Origin of the sequence: Pseudomonas alkylphenolica (genome assembly GCF_004025535.1) — a bacterium.
GTDB lineage: Bacteria > Pseudomonadota > Gammaproteobacteria > Pseudomonadales > Pseudomonadaceae > Aquipseudomonas > Aquipseudomonas alkylphenolica_A.
In genome coordinates this window covers 523,469-540,624 of the sequence record NZ_QJRG01000034.1, presented here as the reverse complement: position 1 = coordinate 540,624, position 17,156 = coordinate 523,469, and the positions used below count along the sequence as shown (strand labels likewise).

The following is a 17,156-nucleotide window of genomic DNA, read 5'->3' as shown; positions in this document are numbered from 1 at the left end:
CGGTTTACAGGTAGTGCCCACAGTGCTACCTGTATGTGCTGGGCTGACGTCCGTGTGGGCGTTATTTTCCGTCAAACCACAAGCAGGCCGGTGCGTTGCCGTATGAATGACCTCTTGAATCGTCGTCCACGAGGAGCGGCCCATTAAACCGCTTTTCGCCAAGGGCCCTTCGCTGGGCGTGCGCCTGCTCGTGCTGGTTGTACTGTCGATCACCCTGATGGTGGTCGATGCGCGCTTTCCGCTGCTCAAACCAGTGCGCAGCCAGATGGGGTTGGTGCTGATGGAGTCCTATCACATCACCGACATGCCGCAGAGCCTGTGGCAGGGTATCGCCAGCCAGTTTGGCAGCCGTACCGAGCTGATTGCCGAGAACGAGAAACTCAAGACCGAAGCCCTGCTGATGCAGGGGCGCGTGCAGAAACTCGCGGCCCTGACCGAGCAGAACGTGCGCCTGCGCGAGTTGCTCAACTCATCGGCGCTGGTCAACGAGAAGGTCGAAGTTGCCGAGCTGATCGGTGTTGATCCCAACCCGTTTACCCATCGCATCCTGATCAACAAGGGCGAGCGCGATGGCGTGGTGCTGGGGCAGCCGGTGCTTGATGCCCGTGGCCTGATGGGTCAGGTGGTCGAGCTGATGCCGTACACCGCACGGGTCTTGCTGCTGACCGACACCACCCACAGCATTCCGGTACAGGTAAACCGTAACGGCTTGCGCGCCATTGCCAGTGGCACGGGTAACCCCGAGCGCCTGGAGCTGCGCCACGTTGCCGACACCGCAGACATCAAGGAAGGCGACCTGTTGGTCAGCTCCGGCCTGGGCCAGCGCTTCCCGGCAGGCTACCCGGTGGCCACGGTCAAGGAAGTGATTCATGACTCTGGCCAGCCATTTGCCATTGTTCGGGCGATTCCAACGGCTGCACTGAACCGCAGCCGGTACCTGTTGCTGGTATTTACCGACAGCCGCACCCCTGAACAGCGCGCCGCCGATGCCGCGATGGCTCAGGAAGCCGCTGACCGCCAAGGCTTGCCGGGTACTGGTGAGGCGACACAGCCCGCTGCCGGTGCACAGGCGCCGGCGGCCAGCAGTGCGCCAGCAGCCCCAGCCAATCCAGTGCAGGCACCGACAGCTGCGCCAGCAGCCCCGGCTGCCGTGCCAGCGGCTCCGGCAGCAGCGGGCGCGGCCCCTGCCACGTCCCGGGAGAGACACTGATGGTAAGTACTCGCAGCCGAAACGGCTGGGTGGTCTGGCTAACGTTTGTAATTGGCCTGCTGCTCAGCGTTTCGCCATTGCCGCAGTTCATGGAAGTGTTCCGGCCGATGTGGCTGGCGCTGTTGCTGGCCTTCTGGACACTGAACCTGCCGCATAAAGTCGGCATGACCACCGCCTTTGTGCTCGGGCTTGCCGAAGATGTGCTGTATGGCACGCTACTGGGGCAGAACGCGCTGGTACTGACCCTGATCACCTTCCTGGTACTGACCCTGCAGCAACGCCTGCGCATGTTCCCGATGTGGCAGCAAAGCCTGGTGATCCTGGTGATCTTCGGCCTGGCCCAGCTGATCCAGCTGTGGTTGAGCGCGCTGACCGGCAACCGCCTGCCGACCCTGGCGCTGATCTGGTCGGCGGTCATCAGTGCCTTGCTCTGGCCCTGGATCAGTTTCGCCCTGCGTGGTTTGCGTGTGCGCCTGAGCATTAACTGAGTTCGCATCCTGACCTGACAGGGAGATGTCACCATGACCCCGCTGTACCTGGCTTCCGGATCACCTAGGCGTCGCGAGTTGCTGACGCAGATCGGCATTCCCTTTACCCCCCTCAGTGCGGCGGTCGACGAGACCCCGCTGCCTGGTGAGGCAGCAACCACCTATGTCGAGCGATTGGCGCGTGCCAAGGCCCAGGCCGGCCTGGCGGTGCTGCAAGGCCATGACGCCGGAGCGCCGTTGGCTGTATTGGGCGCCGATACCGCAGTGGTGCTGGATGGCCGGATCCTGGGTAAACCTGTCGATCAGGAAGACGCGCTGGCAATGCTGGCTGCCCTGTCGGGGCGTGAACACCAGGTGCTCACGGCCGTAGCGGTCGCCGATCCTCAGCGTTGCCTGAGCGTCTGTGTGGCCAGTCAGGTGCGTTTCAGTCCAATCTCTGCAGAACGTGCGCGTGCCTACTGGGCCAGCGGCGAGCCGCTGGACAAAGCCGGCGCCTACGCCATTCAAGGCCTGGGCGCGGTTTTTGTGGAGCGTATCGAAGGCAGCTATTCGGCCGTGGTCGGCCTGCCGCTCAGCGAGACAGCAACGCTGTTGGCACAGTTCGGCATCCCTTGTTGGCAGCCGGTTTCGGCTCTTTGAGCGAGGTCAAGACACGACTGCTGCTAGCCAGTCGCCTGCGCGCCATCCATCATTACTGAAGTCCTTTGACGAGAGCCTGCCATGAGTGAAGAGATTCTGATCAATATCACGCCGATGGAATCACGCGTGGCGGTGGTGGAGAACGGTGTTCTTCAAGAGGTGCATGTCGAGCGCACCCAGCGGCGGGGCATTGTCGGCAACATCTACAAGGGCAAGGTGGTGCGCGTACTGCCCGGCATGCAGGCGGCATTCATCGACATCGGCCTGGACCGTGCGGCGTTCATCCATGCGTCGGAAATATCCCAGCGCGAAGGCCCGGCGGTAGAAAGCATCAGCGCGCTGGTCCATGAAGGCCAGAGCCTGGTGGTTCAGGTCACCAAAGACCCCATTGGCTCTAAAGGCGCTCGGCTGACCACCCAGCTGTCGATTCCTTCGCGCTACCTGGTGTACATGCCGCGTACCAGCCATGTTGGCATTTCCCTGAAGATCGAAGACGAAGCCGAGCGTGAGCGGCTTAAACAGGTCGTTGCCGACTGTATTGCCCAGGAAAACATCAAGGATGCCGGCGGCTTCATCCTGCGCACCGCAGCCGAAGGCGCGGGCGCTGATGAAATCCTCATGGATATCCGCTACCTGCGCAGGCTCTGGGACCAGATAGGTACCCAGATCAAGACCGTCGGCGCCCCGGTGGAAATCTACGAGGATCTGGGGTTGGCTCTGCGCACGTTGCGCGACCTGGTCAACCCGAAGATCGAAAAGATCCGCATCGATTCCCGGGAAACCTTCCAGAAAACCACGCAGTTCGTCGCCGAACTGATGCCGGAAATTGCCGATCGCCTGGAGCACTACCCAGGTGAACGCCCCATCTTCGACCTTTACGGTGTGGAAGATGAAATTCAGCGCGCCCTTGATCGCAAGGTGCCACTCAAGTCCGGTGGCTACCTGGTGGTCGACCCTGCCGAAGCCATGACTACCATCGACGTCAACACCGGCGCCTTCGTCGGGCACCGCAACCTTGAAGAAACCATTTTCAAGACCAACCTGGAGGCGGCCACCGCCATTGCCCGACAGCTGCGCCTGCGCAATATCGGCGGGATCATCATCATCGACTTCATCGACATGGAGGATGAGGAGCATCAACGCCAGGTGCTGCGGACCCTGGAGAAGCAGCTGGAGCGTGATCACGCCAAGACCAACATCATCGGCATCACCGAGCTTGGCCTGGTGCAGATGACCCGCAAGCGTACCCGTGAAAGCCTTGAACAAGTGCTGTGCGAACCTTGCCTGTGCTGCCAGGGGCGGGGAAAGCTGAAAACTCCCGAGACGGTTTGTTACGAGATTTTTCGCGAGATCCTGCGTGAAGCCCGTGCCTATCAGGCTGAAGGCTATAGAGTACTGGCCAACCAGAAAGTGGTGGATCGCCTGCTCGATGAAGAGTCGGGCAACGTCGCCGAACTTGAAACCTTTATTGGCCGAACCATTCGCTTTCAGGTTGAGTCCATGTACTCCCAGGAGCAATACGATGTGGTGCTGCTCTGACGTCTGAACACACCGGGCCGCTGTGCGGGCTGGCAAAGCGGCTGGTTGCGGCCATAGTTAAGGCACGAGTTGGAGGGCCATTGCCATGGAGCGTCTGATCCGCGTTCTGGGCGCGATGACCCGTTGGGGCCTGGGCATTAGCGCCCTGCTGGCGGTGCTGGTAGCGCTGTATGTCAGCCTTGGCCGACAGCTGGTGCCACTGGTTGCCGAGTACCGCGCCGAAGTTGAAGACAAAGCCGAGCAGGCTTTGGGGCTCCCTGTGCATATCGGAAGCCTGGAGGGGCGCTGGAGCGGCCTGGCGCCGGTGCTGGGCGTCAACGACATCCAGGTCGGCGAGGGTGCCACGGCATTGCGCCTGGACGGTGTCAAGGTGGTACCGGATCTCTGGTCCAGTCTGGTCGATCGCCAGTTGCGCCTGGCCAATCTTGAAGTCGGCGGCCTGCAACTGAGCCTGCATGAAGATGAAAACGGGGCCTGGTCCCTCGACGGCTTGCCGAAAACCGATGATCAGCCACTGGACCCGGAGCAACTGCTCAAGCGCCTGCAGGTGGTGTCGAAGGTCACGGTGGTCGACAGCCAGGTCACCCTTGAGCCCTATCAGCGCGACCCTTTGACCCTCACCTACGTCAGCCTTGGTCTGCAGGTGGGCAGTCTGCGCCAGCGCCTGGATGTGCGCCTGACCCTGCCCGATGGCCAGCCGGTGGCCATGAGCCTGCGTAGTCGCGTTCGTGCCGAACAGTGGCGCGACGGTCGGCTGGAGGCCTACCTCAGCTTGCCGCAGAGCGATTGGGCGCGTTGGCTGCCACCCACGCTGCTCGGGCAGTGGCAGGCCAAAGAGCTCAAGGCCGGTGGTGAATTCTGGCTGAACTGGGACAAGGGACAGCTTCAACGCTCGGTTGTGCGGCTTAACGCGCCACAGTTGCGCGGTGCCTATACCGGGCGTGAAGAGGCCAAGGTGGAAAACCTCGCCCTCAATGGCTGGTTTGAGCGTGACAAGCAGGGCTTTGCGGTGCAGCTTGACTCGTTGGCCATGAGCCTGGGCAAGACGCGCTGGGAGTCGCACCTGCAACTTGCGCAAACAGCCGCCACAGAAACGACTGATGAAACCTGGAAGGTCCAGGCCGATCGTTTGAACCTGACACCGCTGACGCCATTGATCGAGTCCCTGGCACCGTTGCCGGAAAAGGTCATGGCGGTGGTCGAAGGGCTCAAGGTCACCGGCAGTCTGCGTAATGTCCAGCTCGACATCCGGCCCAAAGCCAGCGGTGATCAACGCCTGAGCTTCGCCGCCAATCTTGAGCGGGTGGGTTTCAATGCCTATCACGGTGCGCCGGCTGCAGGGAATGTCAGCGGCAGCATCAGCGGCGATCTGGGGCACGGCGAGCTGCGCCTGGACACCGACGCCTTCATGCTTCATCTCTACCCGATTTTCGCCAAACCCTGGAACTACCAGAAAGCCAATGCCCGCCTGACCTGGCGCCTGGATGAAGAAGGGTTCACCCTCATTGCCCCGTACCTGAAGGTGTTGGGCGAGGAGGGCAAGATTGCCGGGGACTTCCTCATCCGCCTGTTGTTCGACGAGGCGCGTGAGGACTACATGGACTTGCGTGTGGGGCTGGTAGAGGGCGATGGTCGTTACACTGCCAAGTATTTGCCTGAAGTGCTGAGCCCGGCGCTGGACGAATGGCTGCGCACGGCGATCCTCAAGGGCGCGGTCGACGAAGGCTATTTCCAGTACCAGGGGTCGCTCAACCATGGCGCTTCCGAACAGGCGCGCAGCATCAGCCTGTTTTTCAAGGTGCACGATGCCGCCCTGGATTTCCAGCCGGGCTGGCCGCAGGTGCAGAAAGTCACAGGTGATGTGTTCATCGACGACGATGGCGTGCGGATCAACGCCAGCAGTGGGCAACTGCTCGACACCCAGGTCTCTGATGTACACGTCAACATTCCGCACGTCGCCAGTGGTGAGCACAGCCACATGTACCTGGACGGGGCATTCGACGGCGGACTCGGTGATGGCCTGAAAATTCTTCAGGAGGCGCCAATCGGCACCGCCGAGATGTTTGCCGGTTGGGAAGGCCAAGGTGACCTCAAGGGTAAGCTGAAGCTGGATGTTCCACTGGCCAAGGGTGAGAAGCCCAAGGTGGTGGTGGACTTCGATACGAGCGATGCACGTTTGAAAATCGCGGCTCCCGTATTGGAACTCAGCCAGCTTAAAGGCGGGTTTCGTTTCGACTACGACAAGGGCCTGAGTGGCCAGAACATCAGCGCACGAATATTCGACAAACCGATGACTGCGCAGATTTTCGCCGAGGGAAAACCCGGTGAAATGCAAACCCGTATCGAAGCCAAGGGCAATGTCGCGCTGACGGCCTTGAGCCAATGGCTGCAGGTCAAACAGACCTTGCCGCTGGCCGGAGAGCTGCCGTATCAGCTGCAATTGAGCCTGGGCAGTCGTGACAACCAGCTCAAAGTTGATTCCAGCCTCAAGGGGCTTGCGATCAACCTTCCGGCGCCGTTTGGCAAGGCCGCCGAGGACGCCCGCAACAGTCAGTTCAGCATGACCCTGCAAGGGCCTGAGCGTCGCTTCAGCCTGAGCTATGCCGACGTTGCCAATCTGCTTTACGCCGCGCCCATGGACAAGCTTGAGCAAGGGCGTGGTGAGCTGGTGTTCGGTGGTGGTAGCGCACAATTACCCACTGCCCAGGGGCTACAGGTGCGTGGACGCTTGCCTGAACTGGATCTGCAGCCCTGGCAGGAGCAGGCGCAATCGCTCGCTGGCAATGATGCCGGCGGCAGTGCCCGCCAGATGCTGCGCAGTGTTGACCTGAGCATCGGCAAGCTCAAGGGTTTTGGCCTAAACCTGAACCAGGCTGTGGTCCGTCTGGACCGCAACAGCAATAACTGGGCACTGCGCCTGGACAGCAAGGAAGTCATTGGCAATGCCAGGGTGCCCGATGCCCAGGGCGCGCCGATGGTGGTCAACTTGCAGACCATACACCTGCCGGCGGCCGATCCCGCTGAAGTCACCTCGCCGAACGCGCCTGATCCGATGGCTTCGATCGATCCGCGCAAAATCCCTTCAATCGACCTGAGCATCGACAAGCTCTTTCGCGGTGAGGACCTGCTGGGCAGCGCGGCGGTGAAGATCCGTTCGACCGCCAAAGGCATTGCCTTGAACGATCTCGACCTGAGCCTCAAGGGTTTGTTGATCGACGGTAACGGTGGTTGGGAAGGGGCGCCAGGCGCCAGCACCAGCTGGTACAAGGGACGCCTGGAAGGCAAGAACCTGGCAGATATCCTCAAGGCCTGGAACTTTGCGCCGACGGTCACCAGTCGCGATTTTCGCCTGGATGTCGATGGCCGCTGGCCCGGATCGCCCGCCTGGGTCGGGCTCAACCGGTTCTCCGGTAGCCTCGACGCGGCCTTGCGTAAAGGCCAGTTCGTTGAGGTCGAAGGTGGCGCTCAGGCGCTACGGGTGTTCGGTTTGCTCAACTTCAACTCCATCGGCCGACGCTTGCGCCTGGACTTCTCCGACCTGATCGACAAGGGCCTGAGTTATGACCGGGTCAAGGGCTTGCTGGTGGCCAGCGAGGGGGTTTACGTGACGCGTGAGCCAATTACCCTGACCGGGCCGTCCAGTAATCTGGAACTGGATGGCACGCTGGATATGGTCCGCGACCGGATCGATGCCCACCTGCTGGTAACCCTGCCGGTGACCAACAACCTGCCGCTTGCTGCCCTGATTGTCGGCGCGCCTGCCGTGGGTGGGGCGTTGTTCCTGGTGGACCGCCTGCTCGGCGACCGCGTGGCACGCTATGCGAGTGTCAACTATCGCGTCGAAGGGCCGTGGAAAGAGCCTAAAATCAGCTTCATCAAACCGTTCGAGAAGTAAGCTCAGGAGCAGGCATGAAGTCAGCAGTGATCCAGATGGTCAGCCAGAGCGATATCCCGGCCAACCTGGTGCAGGCGCGGCGCTTGCTCGAGCAGGCAGCACGTGCGGGTGCACGGCTGGCGGTGCTGCCGGAAAATTTCGCGGCCATGGGGCGTCGCGACAGCGCCGCTATCGGTCGTGCCGAAGCCCTTGGGCAGGGGCCGATTCTGCCATGGTTGAAACAGGTCGCCCGCGACCTCAGGTTATGGGTGGTGGCCGGCACGTTGCCGCTGCCTCCGGTCGGTAATCCCGAGGCGAAATCACATGCCTGCTCACTGCTGGTTGACGAGCACGGTGAAATTGTTGCGCGCTACGACAAACTGCATCTGTTTGATGTCGATGTCGCAGATAACCGCGGCCGCTATCGGGAGTCGGATGACTATGCCCATGGCAACCAGGTCGTGGTGGCCGATACCCCGGTCGGTCGCGTGGGCTTGAGCGTATGCTACGACTTGCGCTTCCCGGAGCTTTACAGCGCGCTGCGGGCTGCCGGTGCCGAGCTGATCACCGCCCCTGCGGCGTTCACCGCGGTGACCGGGGCGGCGCATTGGGAGGTGCTGATACGCGCACGGGCCATTGAAACCCAGTGTTATGTCCTGGCGGCTGCTCAAGGGGGCACCCATCCGGGGCCGCGAGAAACTTACGGTCATGCGGCGATCGTCGATCCCTGGGGGCGCATTGTCGCCGAACAGGCCAGCGGCGAAGCCGTGCTGCTGTGCGAACGCGACAGCAGCGAACAAGCGTCCATTCGGGCGCGGATGCCGGTGGCCTTGCACCGGCGCTTTTTCTCGCAGGACGCCTTGCGGCCTGCGCACACCTCGGAGTGACTATGAGCGAGATGTTATCCACAGTCAGCGAGCACCTGCTGGCGCCGGGGGGACTGACCCTCGACAGCCTGCAATCGGTGCTGGGTGAGTTGGCCGGGCCAGGCATCGATGCCGCCGACCTGTATTTCCAGGGGCAGATTTCCGAATCCTGGGCGCTTGAAGACGGCATCGTCAAAGAGGGCAGCTTCAACCTCGACCAGGGCGTGGGCGTGCGTGCCCAGTCTGGCGAGAAGACCGGTTTCGCCTACAGCAATGCCATCAACCTCGAAGCCCTGACCTCGGCCGCCCGTGCGGCCCGTTCGATCTCCCGTGCCGGGCAGAACGGTACGGTTCAGGCGTTCAGCAGCCAGGATGTCACCCAGTTGTATGGCACCGACAACCCGCTGGAAGTGATCAGCCGTGCCGAGAAGGTCGAGTTGCTCAAGCGTGTCGATGCCGCCACGCGGGCGTTGGATCCGCGCATCCAGCAGGTCAGCGTAAGCATGGCCGGGGTCTGGGAGCGCATTCTGATTGCCGCTGCCGATGGCAGCCTGGCCGCCGATATTCGCCCGTTGGTGCGTTTCAACGTCAGTGTGATCGTCGAGCAGAACGGCCGACGCGAGCGTGGTGGCCACGGCGGTGGCGGACGTACCGACTATCGCTATTTCACCGATGAGCGAGTCATGGGCTTCGCCCGTGAAGCCCTGCGTCAGGCCCTGGTTAACCTCGAAGCGATCCCGGCGCCTGCTGGCACCTTGCCCGTAGTACTGGGCTCCGGCTGGTCGGGCGTGCTGCTGCACGAAGCTGTTGGCCACGGTCTTGAAGGCGACTTCAACCGCAAGGGCAGTTCGGCCTACAGCGGGCACCTGGGAGAGAAGGTTGCATCAAGCCTGTGCACCATCGTCGACGACGGTACCCTCGAAGGCCGCCGCGGCTCGTTGAGCGTGGACGATGAAGGTACGCCTACCGAATGCACCACGCTGATCGAGAACGGTATCCTCAAGGGCTACATGCAAGACAAGCTCAATGCCCGCCTGATGGGCATGGCAGTCACCGGCAACGGTCGTCGCGAGTCGTATGCGCACTTGCCGATGCCACGCATGACCAACACCTACATGCGTGCCGGGGAAAGCGATCCGGAAGAAATCATCAAGTCGGTCAAGCGCGGCATCTACTGCGCCAACCTCGGCGGCGGCCAGGTGGATATCACCAGCGGCAAGTTCGTGTTCTCCACCAGTGAGGCCTACCTGATCGAAGACGGCAAGATCACCGCGCCAGTCAAAGGCGCGACACTGATCGGCAATGGGCCGGAAGCCATGAGCCGGGTATCGATGGTCGGTAACGATCTGTCGCTGGACAGCGGCGTGGGCACGTGCGGTAAAGACGGTCAGTCAGTACCGGTGGGCGTTGGCCAGCCGACACTGAAAATTGATGCGATCACCGTGGGTGGCACGGGCGCATGAAGTTGAAACCGGGCGGGCAGGGCGCCTGCCCGGTCGCGAGGTTCAACGCAGGCCGCGTTGAACTTCGTCCAGAGTGCGAATGTACTTGAAGATCTTGCGGCTGGCGCTAGGCGGCTTGTTGGTCTTCAGCTCATGCTGGGCCTGGCGGATCAGCGAGCGCAGCTGCTGGCGGTCGGCTTCCGGGAATTCCTGGACGAATTTCTCCAGGACTTCGTCATTGCCGTCGATCAGCCGGTCGCGCCAGCGTTCGAGGCCGTGGAAACGCTCGTTGTACTGGCGCGAGGAGGCGTCGAGTTGGTCAAGCAGCGCGTTGATAGCGTCGATGTCCTGGTCACGCATCAGCTTGCCGATGAACGACTTGTGACGTCGTTTGGCTTCGTTCGCCGTGTGGCGCTTGTGCTCTTCCAGAGCCGCGCGCAGCTCGTCGGTCAGAGGCAGCTTGGCCAAGGTGTCGGGCTTGAGCAAGGTGAGGCGCTCGCCCATATCGACCAGCGCCTGCATCTCGCGCTTGATCTGGGTTTTGCTTTTTTCGCCGTCGAAGGCGGTGTCGTAAGAATCAACCATGGGGGCAGTCCGCTGAGAATCGCCGCCATGATAACCAGTCGGGGGCCGCTTGTCCGGCCCGGTCGTAGAATGACCTGTGCCGAACGCAGAATTTGAGTGGAGAAAACCATGAGTGCAGTCCAGAGCGTAGGCCCGCAGGCCCTGCCGGCGTTGCAGGAGCAAGTCGAACAGATCATTGCCGAAGCCAAGCGTCAAGGCGCCAGTGCCTGCGAGGTGGCAGTGTCACTGGAGCAGGGGCTGTCGACCTCGGTGCGTCAGCGTGAAGTGGAAACGGTTGAGTTCAACCGCGATCAGGGGTTTGGGATCACCCTGTATGTTGGCCAGCGCAAAGGGTCGGCCAGCACCTCGGCCAGCGGCAGTGAGGCCATTCGCGAGACGGTTGCCGCTGCATTGGCAATTGCCAAGCACACTTCTGAAGACGATTGCGCCGGGCTGGCCGACCCGGCCTTGATGGCGCGTGACCTAGCCGATTTCGACCTGTATCACGCCTGGGACATCACCCCGGAGCAAGCGATCGAGAAAGCCTTGGCCTGCGAGGCGGCAGCGTTTGATGCCGATGCGCGGATCAAGAATGCCGACGGCACTACCCTCAATACCCACCAGGGCTGCCGCGTCTATGGCAACAGTCACGGCTTTATCGGCGGCTATGCCTCGACCCGTCACAGCTTGAGCTGCGTAATGATCGCCGAAGCCGAAGGCCAGATGCAGCGTGATTACTGGTATGACGTCAATCGCCAGGGCGAATTGCTTGCCGACCCGCGCAGCATTGGCCAGCGCGCCGCGCAACGGGCTGCCAGCCGCCTGGGCGCACGCCCGGTGCCTACCTGTGAAGTGCCGGTGCTGTTCTCCGCCGAACTCGCCGGTGGCCTGTTCGGGAGCTTCCTGTCGGCTATCTCCGGCGGCAACCTGTACCGTAAATCGTCGTTTCTCGAGGGCACCATGGGCCAGCGCCTGTTCCCCAGCTGGCTGACCCTGGACGAGCGCCCGCACCTGCAGCGTGCGCTAGGCAGTGCCGCGTTCGATGGCGATGGCCTGGCCACCTATGCCAAGCCGTTCGTCGAAAAAGGCGAGCTGGTGTCCTATGTATTGGGTACCTACTCCGGTCGCAAGCTGGGCCTGCCAAGTACCGCGAACGCCGGCGGGGTGCATAACCTGTACGTGACCCACGGAGTCGAGGACCAGGCAGCACTGATCCGGCGCATGGGGCGCGGGCTGCTGGTGACCGAGCTGATGGGTCATGGCCTGAACATGGTGACCGGCGACTACTCTCGCGGTGCGGCAGGTTACTGGGTTGAAAACGGCGAGATTCAGTTTGCCGTCCAGGAGGTGACCATTGCCGGCAATATGAAGGACATGTTCCAGCAGATTGTCGCGATTGGTAACGATCTTGAAACCCGCAGCAACATTCACACCGGTTCGGTCTTGATCGAGCGAATGACCGTGGCCGGCAGCTGACTGCCACCCGAATTGATCCGTTTGAAGCCCGGCCATGTGTCGGGCTTTTTTGTTTTTCTACTTTGGTATCCTTGAACTGATTCTGATTATCACTTAATAATGAATATCATTATCTAGGCGATGATGTTCATGAAACCCGTCCTTCACGAATTACCCTACCTCGAAAACTGGCGCTGGCTCAGTCAGCGCATTCGCTGCGCGATGGAGCCGGACGAGCCTCGCTTGATCGAGCACTACCTGGCTGAGGGCCGCTATCTGGTGTGTTGCACCGACACCTCGGCCTGGACCGTCGCCCTGACTTCTTTCCGCCTGCTCCTGGATACCGCTTGCGATCGCATGCTGCCCTGGCATTGGCGCTGTCTGTGCCTGGATCAGGCGTGGAAGCCGCTGCTGCAGCTGCGCAAGCTCGATGGTGGCGAACATGGTCAGCGTTGGCAGCCTTATGCCCGTCAATTGGCCAACTGCACGTTGATGCCTTCGATTTCTTTCGACGAACTGATGCAAGGATTTGATGATGAGTAATACCCGTATCGAGCGTGACAGCATGGGCGAGCTGCAGGTGCCGGTCGAGGCCCTGTACGGCGCTCAGACCCAGCGCGCGGTGAACAACTTTCCGATCAGCCAGCAGCGCATGCCGATCCAGTTCATTCGTGCCTTGTTGCTGGCCAAAGCGGCGGCGGCGAAAGCCAACATCGAGCTCCAGCAGCTTGAGCGTGACAAAGGCGTAGCCATCGTCAAGGCGGTCGAGCAACTGCTGGCCGAAGACTTCATCCAGCACTTCCCGGTGGATATCTTCCAGACCGGGTCCGGTACCAGCTCGAACATGAACGCCAACGAAGTGATTGCCACACTGGCAAGTCGCATTCTTGGCGATCAGGTCAATCCCAACGATCACGTCAACTGTGGTCAGAGCAGTAACGACATCATACCGACCACGATCCATGTCAGTGCCGCCCTGGCCTTGCACGAACAACTCCTGCCGGCGCTCAAGCACCTTGTGCAGGTGATCGAGCACAAGGCCGAAGCCGTGCATCCGTTCATCAAGACCGGCCGCACTCACCTGATGGACGCCATGCCGGTGCGCATGAGCCAGGTACTGGGCGGTTGGGCCGCGCAGGTCAACGGGGCAATCGGGCACCTGCAGGCGACTTTGCCGGCGCTGCAAGCCCTGGCTCAGGGCGGGACGGCGGTGGGGACCGGGATCAATGCGCATCCCGAGTTCGCCCAGCGCTTCAGCGAGCAATTGAGTGAGCTGACCAAGGTGTCGTTCACCCCAGGGCAGAACCTGTTTGCCCTGATCGGCTCCCAGGACACCGCCGTCGCCTTGTCTGGCCAGCTCAAGACCACGGCGGTGGCCTTGATGAAAATCGCCAACGACCTGCGCTGGATGAACTCGGGCCCCTTGGCCGGCCTGGGGGAAATCGAGCTGGAAGGCCTGCAGCCTGGCTCCTCGATCATGCCTGGGAAGGTCAACCCGGTGATCCCGGAAGCGACCGCCATGGTCGCTGCCCAAGTCATCGGCAACGACGCAACCATCGTCATCGCCGGGCAATCGGGCAACTTCGAATTGAACGTCATGCTGCCCATCATTGCGCAGAACCTGCTGAGCAGCATTGAGCTGATGGCCAATGTCAGCCGCTTGCTGGCCGACAAGGCCATCGCCAGTTTCAAGGTCAACGAGCCCAAGCTCAAGGAAGCCCTGGCGCGCAACCCGATCCTGGTCACCGCGCTTAACCCGATCATCGGCTATCAGAAAGCCGCTGAAATCGCCAAGACCGCCTACAAGCAGGGCCGTCCGGTCATCGATGTGGCCCTGGAACACACGGATCTGCCACGTAGCCAGCTGGAAGTGCTGCTGGACCCGGAAAAGCTCACGGCTGGCGGTATCTGATAGCGCGTTGGAGGTTTGTCATGCAGCACTGGAAACGCACCACCGAAATTGCCAACCGCCTGTTCGACCAAGGCGAACTGGTCGATGCCCGCGAGCTGTACCTGCAGGCCCTGGCGTTGGCCCAGGTGTTGTTCGAGCGCTGGCATGACGCCGATGAAGCGGTAGCTGTGTGTGTGATTGCTCACCACAATCTGGCCGACCTGCACTTGCGCCTGAACCAGCCGCAGGAGAGCGCAGAGTACCTGTGCGCCATCCATCAGCGGCTGTTACAGGCCATGCAGGACCCGCGCCTGGCGCCGGCGCTGCGTGAAGCTGCACTGCGCCACAGCAGTAAAACCTACACCGAGCTACTGAATTTCATCAGCGAGTACGGCCAGTACCCGCGCACCGAACGTCTGCTCCATAGCCATGGCCCGCAACCGGCACTACTCGCCGGCCAGGAAAGCGCCGGGTCTCCTGCACTTCACTACGGAATCCATTGAAATGTCCTACACCTTGCCTGCATTGCCTTACGCCTACGATGCGCTGGAACCGCACATCGACACGCAGACCATGCAGATTCACCACAGCAAGCATCATCAGACCTACATCAACAACCTTAATGCCGCCGTAGAAGGTACCGAGTGGGCCGGGTGGCCAGTTGAGCAACTGGTGGCAGCGGTCAAGCAGCTCCCGGCGAACCTGCAGGCCGCCGTGATCAACCAGGGTGGCGGTCATGCCAACCATTCACTGTTCTGGACGGTCATGTCACCCAAGGGTGGCGGTCTGCCCCAAGGCGCTGTGGCCAAGGCTATCGATGAGCAGTTGGGTGGCTTCGAGGCGTTCAAGGAGGCTTTCACCAAGGCGGCGCTGACCCGTTTCGGTAGCGGCTGGGCGTGGCTGAGTGTGGCGCCGGATAAAACACTGGTGGTCGAAAGCAGTGGCAACCAGGACAGCCCGCTGATGAACGGCAATACGCCGATCCTCGGCCTGGACGTCTGGGAGCATGCTTATTACCTGCTTTACCAGAACCGCCGTCCTGAATACATCAGCGCCTTCTACAACGTGATCGACTGGTCCGAAGTAGAGCGTCGATACCTCGCCGCCCTCGTGTGAGTTGTACCGGTATGCGCTCGGATGTGATGTCCATTGGCAGTGTGCGCCTGTTTCGCCTGGCGCTGGGCACCCTGTTGCTGCTGGTCGGCTGCGCGCTGTTGATCGTGCAGGGCTTCGCCTGGCTGGACCTTGAGCCGCGCATACTGCGTGCGCTTGAAGGGGGCGCCTTGTGTGCGCTCGGCACGGCGCTGGGGGCTGTGCCGGTACTGGTGATCCGCACCATGCCGGTGGCCCTGGCCGATACCTTGCTGGGCTTTGGTGCCGGGGTCATGCTGGCTGCGACCGCCTTTTCCCTGATCATTCCCGGCCTGGACGCCGCACAGGCGATCGGCTTGGGTAAGTGGGGCGCAGGCGGGCTGATCAGCGCTGGCTTGCTGTTCGGCGCATTCTGCCTCTACCTGGTTGATCTCAAGGTGTCGGGTGCTTCGCCGGAAGCGTTGGTAGGCAGCGCTCAGCAGCCGGTGATTGCTGCACGGATCTGGGTGTTCGTCATTGCCATCATTGCCCATAACATTCCTGAGGGCATGGCAATCGGGGTGTCGGCGGGTGGTGGAATGCCGGATGCCGACAGCCTGGCCATGGGCATCGCGTTGCAGGATGTACCTGAAGGCCTGGTCATTGCGCTGGTTTTGGCGGGGGCGGGGATGGCGCGGTTCAAGGCTTTCGCCATCGGTGCAGCGTCCGGGTTGGTCGAGCCGGTGGCGGCGGTGATATGCGCCTGGCTGGTGACGGTGGCAGAGTTGTTGTTACCGTTGGGATTGGCTTGCGCGGCCGGGGCGATGTTGTTGGTCGTGACCCAGGAAATCATTCCGGAGTCACGTAGCAACGGCCATCATCGCCTGGCCAGCCTGGGGCTGTGCCTGGGCTTTTGCCTGATGATGGTGATGGATACCGCGCTGTCTTGAGCGGCTGGCGGGGGCGGTTACTCGCCCTCGTCAAAATAGTTGTTGATCAGTTCGACCAGCGCATCTAGCGCTGCATCCTCGTCTTCGCCTTCGGTATGCAGGTGCACCTGGGTACCTTTGCCGGCGGCGAGCATCATCACCGCCATGATGCTCTTGCCGTCAATCATCCGGTCGGGGGCGCGACCGATACGCACGGTGCACGGGTAGCGTCCGGCGACGCCGACAAACTTTGCCGCAGCCCGGGCGTGGAGCCCCAGCTTGTTGATGATGGTGATTTCACGAGCGGGCATCGCGGCGTTGGTCCTGTGGGCTAGAGGTCGCGGTGGCGAACCTGAACATTCTTCAAGGATTGCTGCAGCAACTGGCCCAGGCGCTCGGTGAGGTAAACCGAACGGTGGTGACCACCGGTACAGCCAATGGCAATGGTGACATAGGCGCGGTTGCTGGCGGCAAAGCGTGGCAACCACTTGAGCAGGTAGCTGGAAATGTCCTGGAACATCTCCTCAACATCCGGCTGAGACGCCAGGTAGTCGATCACCGGTTGTTCCAGGCCGGAATGTTCACGCAGCTCTGGCTTCCAGTAAGGGTTGGGCAGGCAGCGCACATCGAACACCAGGTCGGCATCTACGGGCATGCCACGCTTGAAGCCGAAGGACTCGACCAGAAACGCGGTGCCAGGTTCTGGCTGGTTGAGCAGGCGTAACTTGATGGAGTCGCGCAGCTGATACAGGTTCAGGTTGGTGGTGTCGATCTTCAGGTCGGCAAGGTCGGCGATCGGACCCAGCAGTTCGGTCTCGACCTTGATGGCCTCGGCCAGCGAGCGCTCGGCGTTGGTCAGTGGGTGGCGTCGACGGGTTTCCGAAAATCGCTTGAGCAACGTGTCTTCATCGGCATCCAGGTACAGCACGTCACACTGGATATGCCGGCTACGGGCGTCTTCAAGCAGCTCGGGGAAGCGGGTCAGATGACTGGGCAAGTTGCGCGCGTCAATCGACACAGCCACCTTGGGCTGCATCAGCTCGGTATTGATCAGGGCGTTTTCGGCCAGTTGCGGTAGCAGCCCGGCCGGCAGGTTATCGATGCAGTAGTAGCCATTGTCCTCGAGGACCGCGAGTGCGGTGCTCTTGCCGGATCCGGACCGGCCACTGACGATAATCAGGCGCATGT

At 61.6% G+C, this 17,156-nt stretch carries 16 protein-coding genes; 13 read left to right on the top strand and 3 right to left on the bottom strand.

The features are described 5' to 3' along the window. Nucleotides 1-190 precede the first annotated feature (190 nt). The 7 genes from mreC (at nt 191) to tldD (ending at nt 10,079) form a co-directional block, all read left to right on the top strand. Nucleotides 191-1,210 carry a rod shape-determining protein MreC gene (gene mreC / locus DM813_RS06580; RefSeq protein ID WP_241653150.1) on the top strand — a complete coding sequence of 340 codons (1,020 nt, stop codon included), beginning with the start codon at nt 191-193 and terminating at the stop codon, nt 1,208-1,210. After that, on the top strand, nt 1,210-1,698 hold the full coding sequence (gene mreD / locus DM813_RS06575) for a rod shape-determining protein MreD (RefSeq protein ID WP_128322602.1): 489 nt from the start codon (nt 1,210-1,212) through the stop codon (nt 1,696-1,698). Before mreC ends, mreD begins: the two co-directional genes overlap by 1 nt. A 33-nt stretch (nt 1,699-1,731) precedes the next feature. Beyond that, the gene (locus tag DM813_RS06570; protein WP_128322601.1) at nt 1,732-2,337 is read left to right on the top strand and encodes a Maf family protein; all 606 of its coding nucleotides are present in this window, start codon (nt 1,732-1,734) and stop codon (nt 2,335-2,337) included. An 81-nt stretch (nt 2,338-2,418) separates the two neighbouring features. Next, nucleotides 2,419-3,876 carry a ribonuclease G gene (gene rng, locus DM813_RS06565; RefSeq protein ID WP_128322600.1) on the top strand — a complete coding sequence of 486 codons (1,458 nt, stop codon included), beginning with the start codon at nt 2,419-2,421 and terminating at the stop codon, nt 3,874-3,876. Nucleotides 3,877-3,961: 85 nt separating this feature from the next. Further along, nucleotides 3,962-7,771: a YhdP family protein gene (locus tag DM813_RS06560; protein ID WP_128322599.1), complete on the top strand. Its 3,810-nt coding sequence runs from the start codon at nt 3,962-3,964 to the stop codon at nt 7,769-7,771. Nucleotides 7,772-7,785: 14 nt separating this feature from the next. Beyond that, entirely contained in the window at nt 7,786-8,637 is an 852-nt protein-coding gene (locus tag DM813_RS06555) for a carbon-nitrogen hydrolase family protein (protein ID WP_128322598.1), read from the top strand. 2 nt (nt 8,638-8,639) lie between these two features. Further along, nucleotides 8,640-10,079: a metalloprotease TldD gene (gene tldD / locus DM813_RS06550; RefSeq protein WP_128322597.1), complete on the top strand. Its 1,440-nt coding sequence runs from the start codon at nt 8,640-8,642 to the stop codon at nt 10,077-10,079. Between the two features lie 42 nt (nt 10,080-10,121). Here the strand turns inward: tldD and yjgA are convergent, their stop codons facing one another. Beyond that, nucleotides 10,122-10,643: a ribosome biogenesis factor YjgA gene (gene yjgA / locus DM813_RS06545; RefSeq protein ID WP_128322596.1), complete on the bottom strand. Its 522-nt coding sequence runs from the start codon at nt 10,641-10,643 to the stop codon at nt 10,122-10,124. A 108-nt stretch (nt 10,644-10,751) separates the two neighbouring features. Between yjgA and pmbA the strand changes: the two genes are divergently transcribed. The 6 genes from pmbA to DM813_RS06515 all read left to right on the top strand — a co-directional run bounded on the left by pmbA (nt 10,752) and on the right by DM813_RS06515 (nt 15,989). Then, a complete protein-coding gene (gene pmbA / locus DM813_RS06540; RefSeq protein ID WP_128322595.1) occupies nt 10,752-12,098 on the top strand; it encodes a metalloprotease PmbA in 1,347 nt (448 codons plus the stop codon). Between the two features lie 120 nt (nt 12,099-12,218). Next, nucleotides 12,219-12,620: a FagA protein gene (locus DM813_RS06535; RefSeq protein ID WP_128322594.1), complete on the top strand. Its 402-nt coding sequence runs from the start codon at nt 12,219-12,221 to the stop codon at nt 12,618-12,620. Then, nucleotides 12,613-13,989, top strand: coding sequence for a class II fumarate hydratase (locus DM813_RS06530; protein ID WP_128322593.1), 1,377 nt, complete (start codon nt 12,613-12,615; stop codon nt 13,987-13,989). Before DM813_RS06535 ends, DM813_RS06530 begins: the two co-directional genes overlap by 8 nt. A gap of 20 nt (nt 13,990-14,009) precedes the next feature. Then, nucleotides 14,010-14,471: a hypothetical protein gene (locus DM813_RS06525; protein ID WP_128322592.1), complete on the top strand. Its 462-nt coding sequence runs from the start codon at nt 14,010-14,012 to the stop codon at nt 14,469-14,471. A gap of 1 nt (nt 14,472) precedes the next feature. Continuing rightward, nucleotides 14,473-15,084, top strand: coding sequence for a superoxide dismutase (locus tag DM813_RS06520; protein ID WP_128322591.1), 612 nt, complete (start codon nt 14,473-14,475; stop codon nt 15,082-15,084). Between the two features lie 11 nt (nt 15,085-15,095). Next, nucleotides 15,096-15,989: a ZIP family metal transporter gene (locus DM813_RS06515; RefSeq protein WP_128322590.1), complete on the top strand. Its 894-nt coding sequence runs from the start codon at nt 15,096-15,098 to the stop codon at nt 15,987-15,989. A 17-nt stretch (nt 15,990-16,006) separates the two neighbouring features. On the opposite strand, the gene DM813_RS06510 is transcribed toward DM813_RS06515, so the two are convergent. Together DM813_RS06510 and rapZ are read right to left on the bottom strand one after the other, a co-directional pair. Further along, nucleotides 16,007-16,279 carry an HPr family phosphocarrier protein gene (locus tag DM813_RS06510; RefSeq protein WP_128322589.1) on the bottom strand — a complete coding sequence of 91 codons (273 nt, stop codon included), beginning with the start codon at nt 16,277-16,279 and terminating at the stop codon, nt 16,007-16,009. 20 nt (nt 16,280-16,299) lie between these two features. Next, nucleotides 16,300-17,154: an RNase adapter RapZ gene (gene rapZ / locus DM813_RS06505; RefSeq protein ID WP_128322588.1), complete on the bottom strand. Its 855-nt coding sequence runs from the start codon at nt 17,152-17,154 to the stop codon at nt 16,300-16,302. Between the last annotated feature and the right edge of the window lie 2 nt (nt 17,155-17,156).